The organism is Micromonospora sp. NPDC005707 (assembly GCF_040631005.1).
Taxonomy (GTDB): Bacteria; Actinomycetota; Actinomycetes; order Mycobacteriales; family Micromonosporaceae; genus Micromonospora.
In genome coordinates this window covers 69,223-85,580 of the sequence record NZ_JBEXYR010000002.1, presented here as the reverse complement: position 1 = coordinate 85,580, position 16,358 = coordinate 69,223, and the positions used below count along the sequence as shown (strand labels likewise).

At 73.4% G+C, this 16,358-nt stretch carries 16 protein-coding genes; 5 read left to right on the top strand and 11 right to left on the bottom strand.

All coding sequences use genetic code 11. The features are described 5' to 3' along the window. The first annotated feature begins 65 nt into the window (after window positions 1-65). Window positions 66-1,028, top strand: a complete 963-nt coding sequence (locus tag ABZ452_RS02920; protein ID WP_357938323.1) for a zinc-binding dehydrogenase — start codon at window positions 66-68, stop codon at window positions 1,026-1,028. A gap of 26 nt (window positions 1,029-1,054) precedes the next feature. Here the strand turns inward: ABZ452_RS02920 and ABZ452_RS02915 are convergent, their stop codons facing one another. The 3 genes from ABZ452_RS02915 to ABZ452_RS02905 all read right to left on the bottom strand — a co-directional run bounded on the left by ABZ452_RS02915 (window position 1,055) and on the right by ABZ452_RS02905 (window position 3,704). Then, window positions 1,055-2,020 (bottom strand): chlorophyllase, encoded by a 966-nt coding sequence (locus tag ABZ452_RS02915; protein ID WP_357938321.1) that lies wholly within the window; start codon window positions 2,018-2,020, stop codon window positions 1,055-1,057. A 66-nt stretch (window positions 2,021-2,086) separates the two neighbouring features. After that, entirely contained in the window at window positions 2,087-2,614 is a 528-nt protein-coding gene (locus tag ABZ452_RS02910; protein WP_357938319.1) for an aminoglycoside adenylyltransferase, read from the bottom strand. A gap of 40 nt (window positions 2,615-2,654) precedes the next feature. Further along, a complete protein-coding gene (locus tag ABZ452_RS02905) occupies window positions 2,655-3,704 on the bottom strand; it encodes an alpha/beta hydrolase (RefSeq protein WP_357939065.1) in 1,050 nt (349 codons plus the stop codon). 143 nt (window positions 3,705-3,847) lie between these two features. Between ABZ452_RS02905 and ABZ452_RS02900 the strand changes: the two genes are divergently transcribed. Then, window positions 3,848-4,024, top strand: coding sequence for a hypothetical protein (locus ABZ452_RS02900; RefSeq protein ID WP_357938317.1), 177 nt, complete (start codon window positions 3,848-3,850; stop codon window positions 4,022-4,024). 111 nt (window positions 4,025-4,135) lie between these two features. Here the strand turns inward: ABZ452_RS02900 and ABZ452_RS02895 are convergent, their stop codons facing one another. The 4 genes from ABZ452_RS02895 to ABZ452_RS02880 all read right to left on the bottom strand — a co-directional run bounded on the left by ABZ452_RS02895 (window position 4,136) and on the right by ABZ452_RS02880 (window position 8,390). Beyond that, the gene (locus tag ABZ452_RS02895) at window positions 4,136-5,248 is read right to left on the bottom strand and encodes an acetate kinase (RefSeq protein WP_357938315.1); all 1,113 of its coding nucleotides are present in this window, start codon (window positions 5,246-5,248) and stop codon (window positions 4,136-4,138) included. Further along, complete coding sequence (pta, locus tag ABZ452_RS02890) at window positions 5,245-7,311, bottom strand: phosphate acetyltransferase (protein WP_357938313.1); 2,067 nt, start codon at window positions 7,309-7,311, stop codon at window positions 5,245-5,247. The genes ABZ452_RS02895 and pta overlap by 4 nt, the downstream gene beginning before the upstream one ends. A gap of 71 nt (window positions 7,312-7,382) precedes the next feature. Further along, window positions 7,383-7,733, bottom strand: a complete 351-nt coding sequence (locus ABZ452_RS02885; protein WP_357938311.1) for a hypothetical protein — start codon at window positions 7,731-7,733, stop codon at window positions 7,383-7,385. Window positions 7,734-7,886: 153 nt separating this feature from the next. After that, window positions 7,887-8,390: a GNAT family N-acetyltransferase gene (locus tag ABZ452_RS02880; RefSeq protein WP_357938309.1), complete on the bottom strand. Its 504-nt coding sequence runs from the start codon at window positions 8,388-8,390 to the stop codon at window positions 7,887-7,889. A 48-nt stretch (window positions 8,391-8,438) separates the two neighbouring features. Between ABZ452_RS02880 and ABZ452_RS02875 the strand changes: the two genes are divergently transcribed. The 3 genes from ABZ452_RS02875 to ABZ452_RS02865 all read left to right on the top strand — a co-directional run bounded on the left by ABZ452_RS02875 (window position 8,439) and on the right by ABZ452_RS02865 (window position 10,121). Next, entirely contained in the window at window positions 8,439-9,014 is a 576-nt protein-coding gene (locus tag ABZ452_RS02875) for a TetR/AcrR family transcriptional regulator (RefSeq protein ID WP_357938307.1), read from the top strand. A gap of 166 nt (window positions 9,015-9,180) precedes the next feature. Further along, entirely contained in the window at window positions 9,181-9,606 is a 426-nt protein-coding gene (locus tag ABZ452_RS02870; RefSeq protein WP_357938305.1) for a hypothetical protein, read from the top strand. After that, a complete protein-coding gene (locus ABZ452_RS02865) occupies window positions 9,603-10,121 on the top strand; it encodes a WHG domain-containing protein (RefSeq protein WP_357938303.1) in 519 nt (172 codons plus the stop codon). Before ABZ452_RS02870 ends, ABZ452_RS02865 begins: the two co-directional genes overlap by 4 nt. Window positions 10,122-10,181: 60 nt before the next feature. On the opposite strand, the gene ABZ452_RS02860 is transcribed toward ABZ452_RS02865, so the two are convergent. From ABZ452_RS02860 to ABZ452_RS02845, 4 genes are all read right to left on the bottom strand, one after another. Continuing rightward, entirely contained in the window at window positions 10,182-10,361 is a 180-nt protein-coding gene (locus ABZ452_RS02860; protein ID WP_091124467.1) for a DUF6104 family protein, read from the bottom strand. A gap of 90 nt (window positions 10,362-10,451) precedes the next feature. Beyond that, on the bottom strand, window positions 10,452-14,189 hold the full coding sequence (locus ABZ452_RS02855; RefSeq protein WP_357938300.1) for a multifunctional oxoglutarate decarboxylase/oxoglutarate dehydrogenase thiamine pyrophosphate-binding subunit/dihydrolipoyllysine-residue succinyltransferase subunit: 3,738 nt from the start codon (window positions 14,187-14,189) through the stop codon (window positions 10,452-10,454). A gap of 255 nt (window positions 14,190-14,444) precedes the next feature. Next, window positions 14,445-15,272 carry an ABC transporter permease gene (locus ABZ452_RS02850; RefSeq protein ID WP_357938298.1) on the bottom strand — a complete coding sequence of 276 codons (828 nt, stop codon included), beginning with the start codon at window positions 15,270-15,272 and terminating at the stop codon, window positions 14,445-14,447. Then, window positions 15,269-16,207: an ATP-binding cassette domain-containing protein gene (locus ABZ452_RS02845; protein WP_357938296.1), complete on the bottom strand. Its 939-nt coding sequence runs from the start codon at window positions 16,205-16,207 to the stop codon at window positions 15,269-15,271. Before ABZ452_RS02845 ends, ABZ452_RS02850 begins: the two co-directional genes overlap by 4 nt. Between the last annotated feature and the right edge of the window lie 151 nt (window positions 16,208-16,358).

Here is a 16,358-nt window from a genome sequence, read left to right as displayed (position 1 = left end):
GGGGACCATACCGCACGGCTTTTGTGGGGATGGTCCCCTTCTGAACGAGGGCTCAGCTTGTTACGGTGCCGATCATGCGTGCTGCCTTCGCCTCGGCCTTCGACGCCGACAACCCGCTCGCCGCGCTCACCGTCGGCGACCGCCCCGAGCCGGCCCACCCGGAGGACGACTGGGTCACCGTGCAGGTCCGGGCCAGCTCGCTCAACCACCACGACCTCTGGTCGCTGCGCGGGGTGGGCCTCGGCGCCGACCAGCTCCCCATGATCCTGGGCTGCGACGCGGTCGGCACCGACCCGGACGGCAACCAGGTCGTCGTCTACCCCGTGGTGCCCACCCGGGGCGACCCGCGCGGGGTCTCGATCCTCTCCGAGCACTTCCCCGGCACCTTCGCCGAGCGGGTGGCCGTACCCCGGATGAACCTGCTGCCGCTGCCCGACGGCCTCTCGGCAACCGACGCGGCCTGCCTGCCCACGGCCTGGCTCACCGCGTGGCGGATGCTCACCACCCGGGGCCGGGTCGGCGACGGCGAGTCGGTCCTCGTCCAGGGCGCCGGCGGGGGCGTGGCCACCGCGGCCGTCGCGCTCGGCGTCGCGCTCGGCAAGCGGGTGTACGCGACCAGCCGGGACGCCACCAAGCGGGAACGGATCACCGAGCTGGGCGCGACCGCCCTGGAGCCCGGCGCCCGGCTGCCCGAGCGCGTCGACGTGGTCATCGAGACGGTCGGCGCGGCCACCTTCGACCACTCGCTGAAGTCGGCCGCCCCGATGGCCCGGATCGTGGTCTCCGGCGCCACCGCCGGCCACGAGCCCAAGGTCAACCTGCGCCGGGTCTTCGCCATGCAGCTGGAGATCCTCGGCACCTCCATGGGCACCCCCGACGAGCTGACCCAGCTCCTGGCGTTCTGCGCCGAGCACGAGGTGCGCCCGGTGGTGGACCGGGTGGTGCCGTTCAGCCGGATCGAGGAGGCGTTCGCCCGCCTGCACTCCGGTGACGCCTTCGGCAAGGTCGTCGTCGACCACACCGCCTGACCGGCGATGCCGCCCTGGGCGACCGGTCAGAGATGGTCGTCCAGGGTGGCCACGCCGCCGCGGGCGGCGTCGGCGGGGATCCGCTTCTTCGCCGCCGCGTCGCCGTAGAGCGTCCAGCGGAGGAACTCGACGGTGGTGTCGGCGACCACCCGCAGCGCCGGGGTGTCGGCGAGCAGGGCCTGCCCGTGGTCGCCCTTGGGCAGGCTGAGCATCGCCTTCGGCCAGGGCACCGCGTCGTAGACCGCCTTGCCGGCGGCGTAGCCCACCACCTCGTCGGCCTCGCCGTGCACGAAGAGCTGCGGCGCCGCCGCCCCGGCGAACGCGGTGCCCACGCCGAGCGCCGTGCCGGCGAGGACGATGCCGGCGTCCAGGCGCTCGTCCCGGCCCGCGGTGAACAGCCCGATCGTGGTCACCCCACCCGCGCTGTGCCCGGTCGCGGCCACCCGCTCCGGGTCCAGCCGGCCGCGCAGCGGATCGCCCGACTTCCCGCCGAGGGCGAGCACCTGGGTCAGCACGTACGACACGTCGGCCGGCTGGTTGAGCACGTCGAGCGGGTTGCCGTCACCACCGGCCCCGGTGTGCGGGAACTTCGGCGCGGCCACCACGAACCCGGCCGCCGCCCAGCGGGTCAGCAGCACCCGGTAGTCCTCCGGCCGGGCGCCCAGCCCGTGGCTGAACAGCACCACGGGGAACCGCCCGGCCGCCACCGGCGCCGACCGCTCCGGCGTGCCGCCGGCCTCGCCCCGCGCCGGGTACCAGAGGGTCACCGGCAGGGGCCGGTCGCCGTCGCGGTTCAGCTTCAACTGGCGTACGCCGACCGCGAAGCTCTCGGTGGGGGCGTGCCCGGCGGGCACCCGCGGCGCCGGGGTGGTGGCCGCCGGCGGGGCGTCGGGAGCGGATCGCCCGGCCGGGGCGCTCCCGCCCGAGCAGCCGGCCAGACCCGTGCTGAACAGGGCGGCGGCGGTGACGAGGGCGGCGGGACGACGGCGCATGAACACGATTGTGCCTCGCGCTCCCGGGCGACCGGCCGGCTTCGCACCCGGCGTGACGCGATCGCCTCAACCGGTCGGCGGCCGTCCCGCCCGCAGCCGGGCCAGGTCGGCGGCGTCCTTCGCGCGGCGGGGCCGGTCGGGCATCCAGACCGGGAACATCTCCTTGAACTCGATCTGGGCGGCCACGCTGATCACCGGGGCGGTGTGCGGGCCGATCCGGCCCGGCGCGGACTCCAGCATCCCCTCGGGCAGCGGGGTGCCGGCCCACGGCCCGGCCCCGACCACCACCCGGCCTGCCGGGTCCCGGTCCAGGTACGCGAAGCTCAGCTCGACGTCGGCCCGGACGACGTCGAGCTGCATCTGTACCGGCATCCGGGGGTCGACGGCCCAGCCCTGCCCGCCGAGCCGGGCCGCCAGCGGGCCGGCGTCGCGCCGCCAGCAGTACCAGTCGACGTCCACGTGCGGCCGGCTCACCGCGCCGAGGTGGAAGTCCATGGCCCACCCACCGCGCAGCCAGACCGGGATCCCGGCCGCGCCGGTCAGGTCGACGACCTCCCGGATCGCGTCGAGTTGCCGCCCGGCCAGCCCGTCCATCCGGGCGAGGCTACCGTCCGGTCGCGTCCTCGGCTGCCCCTCACCGGGGGAGGGCGCGGGTGGTCAGGGTGGTGACGCCGGGAAGGCGGGCGTCGGCGGGCAGGCGGTTCCGGGCACGACGGTCGTCGTAGAGGGTCCACCGGAGGAAGTCGGTGGTGGCGGCGAGTACCTGGGCGAAACCGGGACGGCCCGGGGTCAGGTACTCGCCGTGGCCCTGGCCGGGCAGGCTCAGGAAGGCGGCCGGCCCGAGGCTGCGCGCGTACGCGGCGCGCCCCACCGACTCGGGTACGACGGGGTCCGCGCCCCCGTGCACGAAGAGCAGGGGCGCCACCGGGCCGGCGAAGCTGCCGGCCAGCCCGCCGCCGGCGATGACGATGCCGGCGCGCAGCCGGGGCGAGTGCCCCGAGGCGAACATGCCGGCCGTGGTGAAGCCGCCCGCCGAGTGTCCGGTGGCGGCGAACCGGTCCACCGCGAGGTGCCCGGCGAGCGGGTCCCCGGGCCGGGTGTCGAGGCGGACCAGGTGGCGGATGAGACGCCAGCCGTCGGCGGGCTGGTTCCGCACGTCGGCCCGGGTGAAGTCGCGCGCCCGCAGGTTGGTCCGCGGGTAGGCCGGCGCGGCCACGACGAACCCGGCCGCCGCCCAGCGGGTCGTCAACGGGGCGTGCAGCTCGGGGAGGCTGCGCAGGCCGTGGCTGTGGACGACCACCGGGAACCGCCCGGCCGCCACGGGAGCGTCGGGCCGCGCGACGGGTCCGGCCACCACGGCACCGCCGGCCGGGCCGGCCCCCACGACGCCGCCGGTCGGGCCGGCCACCACGATGCCGCCGGTCGGGCCGGCCACCGCCCTGCCGGCCGGGCCGGCTGTCGGTCGGGTGGTGGCGGGGATCCCGGTGGCGCGCTCCGCCGGGTACCAGACCGTCACCGGCAGCGGCCGGGGGCCGTCGGGGTCGAGAACGAACTGGCGCACGCCCACGGCGTACGGCAGCGGTGGCGCCGGGCCGAAGGACGGGGCCCGGTCGTCGGTGGCGGCGGCGGCCGGGCCGCAACCGGCCACCAGCGCCACCAGCAGCGCGGCGGCCAGCCGCTGCATCCTCACCCCCTCACGGTAGGCGGCCGGCAGGCCGGTCCGGCCCCGCCGAGCGGGCCGACGCACCTCCACCGCCCGGACCGGGGTGGGCCCCCACCGGCCCGGCGGGATCATCGGCGTCGCCCGGCTTCGCTAGGGTCACGCGCATGGCTGAGAACTACACCGACCCCAGTGGCAACACCGCGCAGTTCCGCGCCTTCGTGGACTCGCCCGACAGCGCGGCGACGGCCGCGGAGACACCCTCCCGCCTGCCGCTGTTCGCCGGCATCGGCGTGGCCGCCGTCGTGGTGGTCGCCCTCATCGCCTGGCTGACCCTGGGCTGACCCCCGGCCCCACGTGTTGATCATGAGGTTAGCGGCGCGAATCGCCTGATTCGTCGCCGTCAACTTCATGATCGCCGGAGAAGCCCGGGCCGGGCACCCGGCGGGCGCCGGTCACACGCCGAGCACGTCCCGGGTCTGCCGGGCGATCTCGCGCTCCTCGTCGGTGGCGACCACGCACACCGTCACCTCGGTGCCGTCGGGGGAGATGACCCGGTCGCCGCTGCCGGCGTTGCGCGCCGGGTCCACGGCGATGCCGAGCCGGTCCAGGCCGGCCAGCGCCGCGGCGCGGACCGGGGCGGCGTGCTCGCCGACGCCGGCCGTGAAGGTGACCGCGTCGACCCGCCCGAGCAGGGCGTAGTACGCGCCCACGTACCCGGTGATCCGGCGGCGGTAGACGTCGAACGCGAGGGCGGCGGCCGGGTCGCCGGCGTCCCGGCGGGCCAGCACCTCCCGCATGTCGTTGGCCCCGGTCAGCCCGAGCAGGCCGCTGCGGTGGTTGAGCAGGTCGTCGATGTCGTCCACGCCCATGCCGGCCTCGCGGCGCAGGTGGAAGACGATCGTCGGGTCGATGTCGCCGCTGCGGGTGCCCATGACCAGGCCCTCCAGCGGGGACATGCCCATCGAGGTGGCCACGCTCCGCCCGCCCTGGACCGCGCAGGCGCTCGCCCCGTTGCCCAGGTGCAGGGTGATCGTGTTCAGCTCGCCGTACGGCCGGCCGAGCAGTTCGGCCGTACGCCGCGAGACGTACGCGTGCGAGGTGCCGTGGAAGCCGTACCGGCGCACGCCGTAGCGCTCGGCGGTCTCCCGGTCGATGGCGTACGTGGCGGCGGCCTCGGGCAGCGTGTGGTGGAACGCGGTGTCGAAGACGGCGACCTGCGGGGTGTCGGGCAGCGCCTCCCGGGCCACCCGGATGCCGGCCACGTTCGCCGGGTTGTGCAGTGGGGCGAGCGGCACGAGGTCCTCGATGGCGGCGACCACCCGGTCGTCGATCCGGATCGGCGCGCTGAACTTGCGCCCGCCGTGCACCACCCGGTGCCCCACCCCGGCCAGCCCGGCCAGGTCGAGCCCCTCGATGATCTGCCGCACCGCGCTCTCGTGGTCGGCCGGCGCGCCGCCCGGCTCGCCGACCCGCTCGACGGTGCCCTTGTCGCGGACCTCGGCGCCGTCGTAGAGCCGGTACTTGACCGACGAGGATCCGCAGTTGAGGACCAGGATCCGGCTCATTCCGACTCCCCGGCGGCGGCCTGGATGGCGGTGATCGCCACCGTGTTGACGATGTCCGGCACGGTGGCGCCCCGGGACAGGTCGTTGACCGGCCGGCGTAGGCCCTGCATGACCGGGCCGACCGCCACCGCGCCGGCCGAGCGCTGCACCGCCTTGTAGGTGTTGTTGCCGGTGTTCAGGTCCGGGAAGATGAACACCGTGGCCCGCCCCGCCACCGGGCTGTCCGGCAGCTTGGTGGCCGCGACCTGCGGGTCGATCGCCGCGTCGTACTGGATCGGGCCCTCCACGAGCAGCTCCGGCCGGCGTTCCCGGACCAGCTTGGTGGCCGCCGCGACCTTCTCCACGTCGGCGCCGAAGCCGGAGTCGCCGGTCGAGTAGGACAGCATGGCCACCCGCGGCTCGATGCCGAACCGGGCGGCCGTGTCGGCCGAGGAGACCGCGATGTCGGCGAGCTGGGCGGCGTCCGGGTCGGGGTTGACGGCGCAGTCGCCGTAGACCAGCACGCGGTCGGCGAGCAGCATGACGAACACGCTGGAGGCGACGGAGACACCCGGCACGGTCCGGATGATCTCGAAGGCCGGCCGGATGGTGGCCGCCGTGGTGTGGGTGGCCCCGGAGACCATCCCGTCGGCGCGGCCGGTCTGCACCATCATGGTGCCGAAGTAGTTGGGCTGGGCCACGATGTCGTGCGCCAGCTCGACGGTGACGCCGCGGTGCGCGCGCAGCTCCGCGTAGACGGCCGCGAACTCGTCCCGCCACTCGCTGGTGACCGGGTCGACCACCTGCGCGTCGCCGACGTCGATGCCCAGCTCGCGGGTGCGCCGCGCCACCTCGTCGGGGCGTCCGAGCAGGGTCAGGTCGGCGACGCCCCGGCGCAGCAGCACCTCCGCGGCGCGGAGGATGCGCTCCTCGGTGCCCTCGGGCAGCACCAGCCGCCGGCGCTGCCCGCGGGCCCGGTCGATCAGGTCGTTCTCGAACATCAGCGGGGTGACCCGCTCCGACCGGCTGACCCGCAGCCGGCGGGCCAGGTCGACGGTGTCCACGCAGCGTTCGAAGGCGCCCAGCGCGGCCTCCACCTTGCGGGGGTTCGCCACGCTGGGCCGGCCCTCGATCCGGCTGGACGCCGCGACCGTGTCGTAGCTGTCGCTGGGCACCGAGAGCACGGCCAGCCCGGTGTTCAGCGCCTCGAACAGCCGCATCGCCCGAGGGTCGGGCTGCTCGCCCAGCGTCAGCACCAGCCCGGCCAGGGAGACCTGCCCGGCCACGTGCGCCGCGCCGGCGGCCACCAGCAGGTCGTCCCGGTCGCCCGGGGTGATGACCAGCGCCCCGTCGGTGAAGTGGTCCAGCAGGGTGGGCACGTGCGCCGCGCCGACCACATAGTCGAGCACGTCCCGATCCAGCGCGGCCTGGTCGCCGGCGAGCAGGGTGGCGCCGAGCGCCGCCGCCACCTCGGCCACCGTCGGCGCCGACACGGTCGGCACCTCCGGGATGGCGTACGCGGGAACGGGCAGCTCGGGCAGCGTCATCGGCCCGGGGACGCGGTTGGCGACCACCGCCACCACCGTGGCCCCCAGGTCCTCCAGGTCGTGGTACGCCCCGCGCAGCGCCGCCGCGATCGCCTCGGGCGGCTGCCCGAAGCCGTCCACCACGGGCACCACCACGTTGCTGAACTCGGTCGCCAGCCGGGCGTTGAACGCCAGCTCGCGGGCGCCCGCGCCGTCCCCGTCGGCGAAGTCGCTGCCCACCACGACCACGGCGGGGCAGTGTCGTTCGACCGCCCGGTAGCGGGCCACGATGCGGGCGATCAGCTCCTCCCGCCGGCCGTCCGCGACCAGGGCGGCGGCGTCGGCGTAGGTCGCGCCGTGCAGGTCGTCGACCGGCAGCCGCACCCGGTAGCGCTCGGTGAGCAGGGCGAGGATCGGGTCGGGGTGCTGGCCGGCGACCAGCGGCCGGAAGGCGCCGATCCGCTCGACCTGCCGGGACAGCAGCTCGGCCAGCCCGAGCGCGACCGTCGACTTGCCCCCGCCCGACCCCACGCTGGTCAGGTACACGCTGCGCGCCACGACCTCACGCTACAAGATCGCGGGCTGCCTCGCTCGGGTCCTTGTGCCCAGGGCGGAGGACCCGTATCCGCTCAGGAGGGAGCGGGGGAGACGGTGCCGCGGTCGCGGTCCGCGCCCGGTTCGTCGCTGGGCTGTGCGGCCCGGAACAGCGCGTCGCTCTTCGCCACCCAGGCGGCGCCGAATGCGAACACGGCCACCGTCTCGCACCAGAGCACGGGCCTCAGCGTGTGCCGTACCTCGGCGGACAGCAGCGTGCTGGCCAGGGCGAGCGCGATCGCCACCAGGATGAGCCCGCCGCAGAGGCGGTAGAACCGGACCGCCGACGGAAACGGCGGCACCCCGGCCCGGTCCGGGCGGGTGAAGAGGAAGAGGCAGAAGACGGCGAGGAGCAGGAAGAGCGCCCCGGCGGCGACCTGGTGCACGAGGCCGACGATCCGACGCCGAGACGCAGGTGGCGGACGGTCACGGCGTCCTGCGGGGGCCTGCGGGGCTCGGGGTTCATTGCCGCCTTCCCGTCGTCGGTCGATGCTCTCTCCAGTGGACGTTGCGGGTGCCGTCCCCGTCAACGGTCGGCGTCAGGCGCCGGCCCCTGTCAGCTCCCGTTCGTACACCTGCCCGGTCAGGTCCGTGCCGAAACTGTGGTGTGGTTCCTCCTCGACGAGGTGGAAGCCGCGGGAGAGGTAGATGCCGCGGGCGGCGACCAGAGGGTGGTTGGTCCAGAGGCGGATGCGGGCGTATCCCGCCCGCCGCGCGAAGGCGAGGCACTCGTCGACCAACCGGGCCCCAAGACGCCGTCCCCGGGCGGCGGGATCGACCAGCAGGATCCGCAGCTGGGCCGTCTGCTCATCGGCCGCGACGCAGAAGACGCAACCGACCCGCTCCCCGTCGAGCTCGGCGATCCAGGCGGCCTCCCGCGCCGGGTCGTGGCCGGCGGCGTAGTCGGCGACGATCCGCGCCACGAGCGCCTCGAAGCTGGTGTCCCAACCGAACTCGGCCGCGTACGTCTCGCCGTGGGCCAGCACCACCCAGCCGAGGTCACCGGGACGGCCCAGCGGACGAATGAGGACCTGTGCGCTCATCGAAACCCTCCACTACTGAAACAGTCGTTTCAGTGGCAGAGTAGCGCTGTGAGCCAGCACGAGCGACCCCCCAGCGCCCGCCGCGACGAACTCCTGGAACGGGCGTACCAGTACGTCCTGGCGCACGGGCTGGCCGAGCTGTCGCTGCGCCCGCTCGCCGCCGCCATTGGGTCCAGCCCCCGGGTCCTGCTCTTCCTCTTCGGCTCCAAGGACCGGTTGATCCGCGCCCTGCTCGGCCGGGCCAGGGCCGACGAGCTGGCCGCGCTCCGGCGGGCCCGGGACGCGGGCGGCTCCGACGACTTCGTCGCAGCGGTGCGGACGGCCTGGGACTGGCTCGTTGATCCGGCGCACCGCCCGATGCTGGTCCTCTGGGTCCAGGCGTACGCCCGCTCGCTCAGCGAGCCGGACGGACCGTGGGCGGGATTCGCCCGGCAGACGGTGGAGGACTGGCTCGGGCTGCTCGCCGAGGTGGGCGGCCGGGCCGACAGCGCGGGCGGTGACCCGGTCCTCGCCCTGGCGCTGCTGCGCGGCGCCCTGCTCGACCTGCTGGCCACCGGCGACGCCGAACGGACCACCGCGGTCGTCGAGCGCTGCCTGGTCCTGCTCGGAGCGGCGGCCCGCTGAGCCGGGCCGGCGCCGGCCTGCTCTTCGTCGACGAAGGCGTTCCGCCTCTCGGTGGACGCGGCTGCGGTACCCAGCGCCCGAGGGTCGCTGGGTTGCCGCTTGACCCGGCTAACATCGTTAGCTAGCGTCTAAGCTAACAGCGTTAGCCAGGAGAGGGCGTGCCGTGATGACCGCAGCGACGACCGTGGAGACCCGACCGGCGACGACCGACGGCGGGGGCGTCCGGGACAGGATCGGCCGGCTGCTGCTCTGGCTGGCGGCGGTCGGAGCGCTGGCGGCGGCACTGGGGGCGTACGGCGCGGTCACCGACGCGGAGCCGGCCGTCAAGGTGGTCGAGACGTGGCGGGCGTACGGCTTCGTGGTCTTCGCCGGGCTCTTCGCCCTGCTGGCCGTGCGTCCACAGGGTCACCGGGGGGTGTGGGCGCTGGTCATCTTCCACAAGGTGGCCATGACGGTGACCGCGCTGGCCTACAGCCGGAACAGCGCGATCGAGGGGACCGGCACCATCCTGGTCTTCGACGGCGCCCTGTCGGTGCTGCTCGTCCTGGCGCTCGTGCTCTGCCGAGGCTGGGTGGCGGAGCCACGCAGGTGACCCGCCGCGAGGAGATCGTCGACGTGGCCGAACGCCTGCTGGAGCGTGCGGGGCCGGGGGCCGTCACGATGCGTCGGCTCGCCGACGAACTGGGCATCCAGGCCCCGTCGTTGTACAAGCACGTCGCGGGGAAGTCCGAGATCGAGGCCGCCCTGCAGCAGCGGGCGCTGCAGCGGCTCGCCGCGGCCCTGGAGGCGGCGCCCGACCTGCCGTCCCTCGCCGCCGCATACCGTGCCTGGGCGCTCCGGCATCCCCGGCTGTACGAGATCGCCACCCGACTGCCGCTGGCGCGCGAGCGCCTGGCACCCGGCGTGGAGGCGGCCGCCGCGGCGCCCCTGCTCCGGGTGACCGGGGGTGACCTGACCGCGGCACGCGCGCTCTGGGGCCTCGCACACGGGCTGGTCGACCTGGAGCTGGCCGGCCGGTTCCCGCCCGGGGCGGATCTCGACGCGGTGTGGGCACACGCCATGGCCGAGCGGGTCGCCGCCGAACCCGGCCCGGGCGCGACGGGCTGACCATCCGGCCGGCGGCGGGCGGGCGTGGTCATCGCCCACCCCGAAGGGAACGTCAGCCGGTCACTCGTCGTCCTCGTCGTCGAGCCGGGCCAGCCAGGTGGCGAACCGCTCGATCGGGGTCTCGAACTCCGGGTTCAGGTCGACGAAGTCACGGAGCCGCTCGCCCAGCCACTCCAGGCTGACCTGCTCCTCGCCCCGGCGCTCGACAAGTTCCTCGATGCCACGGTCGGTGAAGTACATCTGCGTCCTCTCGCGGGAGAAGGGCCGCACGGGACGAGGGGCAGCGGCCGTCGTACGGTCGCTGCCCCTCGTGCCGGCGGTGCGGTCAGGTCACGGGCGGGGGAGAGCCGCCTCGATCAGCGCGTTCTGCTCGACCTCGTGCATCTTCGCCGAGCCGACCGCCGGCGCGGCGGCGGCCGGCCGCGAGATGCGGCGCAGCCGGACCTCGGGCAGGTGCTCCAGCAGGTTGAGCGCGACGAACGACCAGGCGCCCTGGTTGGCCGGCTCCTCCTGGACCCAGGCGAAGTCCTCGGCGTTCGGGTACTGCGACAGGGCGGCCCGGACCTCCTCGACGGGCAGCGGGTAGAGCTGCTCCATCCGCAGGATCACCGTGTCGGTCACACCCCGCTCCTGCCGGGCCTGGAACAGGTCGTAGTAGACCTTGCCCGAGCAGAGCAGCACCCGCTTCACCTGCTCCGGCGCCGGGGCGGCGGTGTCGGCCAGCACCGGCTGGAAGGTGCCCGTGGTGAAGTCCTCCACCTGCGACACGCAGAGCTTGTGGCGCAGCAGCGACTTCGGCGTGAACACCACCAGCGGCTTGCGCTTCGACGACAGGGCCTGGCGGCGCAGCAGGTGGAAGTAGCTCGCCGGGGTGGTCGGGATGGCCACCCGCATGTTGTCCTCGGCGCAGAGCTGGAGGAACCGCTCCGGGCGACCGGAGGTGTGGTCCGGGCCCTGGCCCTCGTGCCCGTGCGGCAGCAGCAGGGTGATCGCGGAGCGCTGGCCCCACTTCACCTCGCCCGACGAGATGAACTCGTCGATCACCGACTGGGCGCCGTTGACGAAGTCACCGAACTGCGCCTCCCAGGCGACCAGCGCGTTGATGTTCTCCACCGAGTAGCCGTACTCGAAGCCCATGGCGGCGTATTCGGAGAGCAGTGAGTCGTGCACGAAGAAGCGGGACCGCTCGCCGTCGGCGGTGAGCGACTTCAGCGGCAGGTAGTCGTCGCCGGTCTGCGCGTCGACCACCGACGCGTGCCGCTGGACGAAGGTGCCGCGGCGGGAGTCCTGCCCGGCGAGCCGGACGGTGACCCCGTCGTGCAGCAGCGCGCCGAACGCGATGATCTCGCCGAAGCCCCAGTCGATGCCGCCCTCGACGGACATCTTGCGCCGCCGCTCCAGCAGCTGCTGGATCCGCTTGTGCGGGGTGAAGCCCTCCGGCAGGTTGACGTGCGCCTCACCGATCGCCTTGACCACGGCGATGTCGGTGGCGGTGTCGACCTGCGGCTCCGGCTCGTCCTCGCGGCGCGGCCGGCTGAGCTGGCGCGGCGTGGTGGCGGCGTCGCGGGTGGCCTTGAAGACCCGCTCCAGCTGCGACTGGTAGTCGCGCAGCAGTTCCTCCGCGTCCTCCACGGTGATGTCGCCCCGCCCGATGAGCTCCTCGGTGTAGAGCTTCCGGACCGACCGCTTTGAGTCGATGATCTTGTACATCTGCGGGTTGGACATCGAGGGGTCGTCGCCCTCGTTGTGCCCGCGCCGGCGGTAGCAGACCATGTCGATCACGACGTCCTTGTTGAACGCCTGCCGGTACTCGAAGGCGAGCCGGGCCACCCGGACGACGGCCTCGGGGTCGTCGCCGTTGACGTGGAAGATCGGCGCCTGGATCATCCGGGCCACGTCGGTGCTGTAGAGGCTGGACCGGCTGTATTCCGGGGCGGTGGTGAAGCCGACCTGGTTGTTGACCACCACGTGCACGGTGCCGCCGGTGCGGTAGCCGCGCAGCTGGGACAGGTTGAGGGTCTCGGCGACCACGCCCTGGCCGGCGAAGGCGGCGTCACCGTGCACCGCCAGCGGCAGCACGGTGTAGCCCTCCAGCTTGAGGTCGATCCGGTCCTGCTTGGCCCGGACGATGCCCTCCAGCACCGGGTCCACGGCCTCCAGGTGCGACGGGTTCGCCACCACCGACACCTTGACCGCGTGCGCGCCGTCCGGGGTGGTGAACTTGCCGTTCTGGCCGAGGTGGTACTTCACGTCGCCCGAGCCCTGGGTGGAGCGCGGGTCGAGGTGCCCCTCGAACTCGGAGAAGATCTTCTCGTACGGCTTGCCGACGATGTTGGCCAGGACGTTGAGCCGGCCGCGGTGGGCCATGCCGATCACGACCTCGTCCAGGCCGCCCTCGGCCGAGCACTCCAGGACCTCGCCGAGCAGCGGGATCAGCGACTCGCCGCCCTCCAGCGAGAAGCGCTTCTGGCCGACGTACTTGGTCTGGAGGAAGGTCTCGAAGGCCTCGGCGGCGTTGAGCCGGTTGAGCACGTGCTTCTGCTCGTCCGCGCTGGGCTTCTCGTACTTGCGCTCGACCCGCTCCTGGATCCAGCGCCGCTCCTCCGGGTCCTGGATGTGCATGTACTCGATGCCGACCCGGCGGCAGTACGAGTCGCGCAGCACGCCGAGGATCGAGCGCAGCTTCATCCGCTGCCGGCCGGCGAAGCCGTTGACCGGGAAGACCCGGTCCAGGTCCCACAGGGTCAGCCCGTGCTGGAGGACGTCCAGGTCCGGGTGCTTGCGGATCTTGAACTCCAGCGGGTCGGTGTCGGCCATCAGGTGGCCGCGCACCCGGTACGCGTGGATCAGCTCGTGCACCCGCGCGGTCTTGTTGATCTGGCCCTCGGAGTCGACGGCCACGTCCTGCACCCAGCGCACCGGCTCGTAGGGGAGGCGCAGGGAGGTGAAGATCTGGTCGTAGAAGCCGCGCTCGCCGAGCAGCAGCTCGTGCATCACCTTGAGGAACTCGCCGGACTGCGCGCCCTGGATGATCCGGTGGTCGTACGTGCTGGTCAGCGTGATGATCTTGCTGACCGCGAGGTCGGCCAGGGTCGCCTCGCTCATGCCCTGGTAGGGCGCCGGGTACTCCATGGCGCCGACGCCGATGATGGCGCTCTGGCCCTGCATGAGGCGCGGGATCGAGTGGACCGTGCCGATGCCGCCCGGGTTGGTCAGCGAGATCGTGGTGCCGGCGTAGTCCTCCATGGTCAGCTCGTTGCGCCGGGCGCGCCGGACCACGTCCTCGTACGCCTGCCAGAACTGCCGGAAGTCCATCTGCTCGCAGCCCTTGATGGAGGGCACCACCAGGTTGCGGGAGCCGTCCGGCTTGGCCAGGTCGATGGCGATGCCCAGGTTGACGTGCTCGGGGCGGACCATCGCCGGCTTGCCGTCGACCTCGGCGAAGGAGTTGTTCATCTCCGGGTGCTCGACCAGCGCCCGGACCATCGCGTAGCCGATGAGGTGGGTGAAGCTCACCTTGCCGCCGCGGCCGCGCGCCAGGTGGTTGTTGATCACGATGCGGTTGTCCACCAGCAGCTTCGCCGGCACCGAGCGGACGCTGGTCGCGGTCGGCACGGCGAGCGAGGCGTCCATGTTCTGCACGATCTTGGCGGCGACCCCGCGCAGCGGGGTGGTGCCGGCGGCGCTCGCGGTCGGCGCCTTCGCGGCCGGCTTGGCCGGGGCGGCCTTCTTGGCCGGGGCCGGCTCCGGAGCCTTCGCGGCCGGCTTGGCGGCCGGCTTCGCCGGTGCCGGGGCGGCCTTGGCGGCGGGCTGCTGGTCGACCGTGGCGACGGCCTCCTGCTGCTCGGCCGGCTCGGGACGGACGGCCGGGGCGGCCTGGGCGGCCTGGGCCTCAGGGCGCGGGGTGGCGGCGCCGGGCGCCGGCCGGTAGTCCGCGAAGAAGTCGTGCCAGGCCGAGTCGACGCTCGAGGGGTCGGCGAGATAGCGCTGGTACATCTCCTCGACGATCCACTCGTTCGGGCCGAAACCCGCCAGTGGGTTCTCCTGCGAAGTCTGCTGGGTCGACACGGCCGCTAATCGCCTCTTTCACGCGGTTGTGAATGTCACGCGGGCGCTCCCGGGCCCGTTTCCGGGCGCACGAGAGACGGGTCCCAGGCTACGCCGTGCGATCGACGCAGGCATTCTCGCCTCCGGCTGGTGGTCCGTTTCACAGAAAGTGCCAGAAGTTCGGCAAACGCTGCGTGTCCCGTCCACTCCTGCTAGGCAGGACGGCCCCGGCCGGTGACGGTGGGTCACCGGCCGGGGCCGTCCGGGGCAGCCGACTCAGGAGATGTCGCGCCGCCGGATGGTCAGCACGCCGATCACGCCGGTCAGCACGGCGTAACCGATCAGCACCGCGGCGCCGGCCCACTGGGGCGGGTTGCCCGGGATGTCCGTGTCGCCGCCCACCATCAGGCCGGACGCCAGCGACGGCACCAGCAGCTGGAGCTTGTTGATCCAGTCACCGAAGCGCTGGGCCAGCAGGCTGATGGCGATGGCGGCGCCGATGGTGCCGCCCAGGTAGAGCAGGATCCCGGTCACCGTGGCGCCGATCTGGCTGCGGATCAGCACGCCGAGCCCGACGCCGAGCACCGACCAGAGCAGGTAGGCCAGCCCGTTGAGCGCGATCGCGCGCCAGATCGCCCCGCTGCCGAGCTGCGAGCCGACGTCCACCGCGTTCAGGATCAGCGGCGCGAAGATCAGGTTGAGCACCGTGGTGGCGATCCAGAAGAACAGCGCCAGCACGCCGGCCGCGGCCAGCTTGGCCAGCATCACCGCGGTGCGGTGGGGCGCCGTGAGGAACGTGGTGGTCACCGTCTGGTGGAAGAACTCGCTGGTCACCACCACGATGCCCAGCAGCATCACGATGAGCAGCCCGAAGAACTGCCCGTTGGTGTAGAGGTTGGCCGCCAGGTTGTCCGCGGCACCGGCCGCCTGCAACGTGTCGGCCTGGTCGGCCGGCACGTCGCCCACGTTGCCGCTGGTGAGGGCGTCGGTCTGCAACCAGTTGAAGAGCAGCGCGAGCGCCCACAGCGGCACCGTGATCAGCGCGAAGATCCACCAGGTGTTGGTGGAACGGATCTTGAGGAGCTCGGACCGGACCAGATTCATCGGATCTCCGCCTTTCCGGCCGTCAGCTCCAGGAAGACCCCTTCGAGGTCGGGACGTTCGGTGGTCAGCTCGTGCAGCTCCACCTTGGCGGCCAGCGCCACCCGGCCGACCGTCGGCGCGTCCACCCCGCTCACCAGCAGCGCGCCGTGCCCGTCGGCGTCCACCGTGGCCGACTGCTCGCGCAGCGCCGCCGTCAGCTCCTCGGCCTGTGGGGTCCGCACCCGGATCCGTGAGCCGTGCGTCATCGACGCCATCACCTGCTCGACCGGCCCCTGCCGGACCAGCTTGCCGGCCGCGATGATCACCACGTCGTCGGCGAGCAGCTGCATCTCGGAGAGCAGGTGGCTGGAGACCAGCACCGTGCGCCCCTCGCTGGCCAGCCCCTTGAGGAAGCCGCGCATCCAGCGGATCCCCTCCGGGTCCAGGCCGTTGGCCGGCTCGTCGAGGATCAGCACCCGCGGGTCACCGAGCATCGCGGCGGCGATACCGAGCCGCTGCTTCATGCCCAGCGAGTAGCCCTTGAACTTGCGCTTCGCGGCCGGGGTCAGCCCGACCAGGGCGAGCGCCTCGTCGGCCCGCTGGCGGGGCAGGCCCGCCGCCGCGCAGATCACCCGCAGGTGGTTGATCCCGGTGCGGCCCTTGTGCGCGCTGGACGCCTCCAGCACCGCCCCCACCGTACGCAGCGGGTCGGCCAGGTCGGCGTACCGGTGGCCGCCGATGGTGGCCTCGCCCGCGTTCGGCGTGACCAGGTTGAGCAGCATGCGCAGCGTGGTCGTCTTACCGGCGCCGTTCGGGCCGAGGAAGCCGGTGACCCGGCCCGGCTGGACGGTGAAGGACAGGTTGTCCACCGCCCGGACGTTCTTGTATTGCTTCGTCAGCCCGGACACCACGATCTGGCCGGTCCCGGCGCTGGGGCTTGGCTGCCCGTCGGACATCGTTCTCCTCTCCTACCCCGGCGGGCTCGACGCACGCCGGTGGGGGGCGCCGTTGCGGGGCGCCGTTGCACAGCCTTCCAACCTGGCGCAAGGGGGTCAATCAGGCGGGATGCGTACGCCCTCCTCCCCCGGGGGCAGGAGCGGATCATCC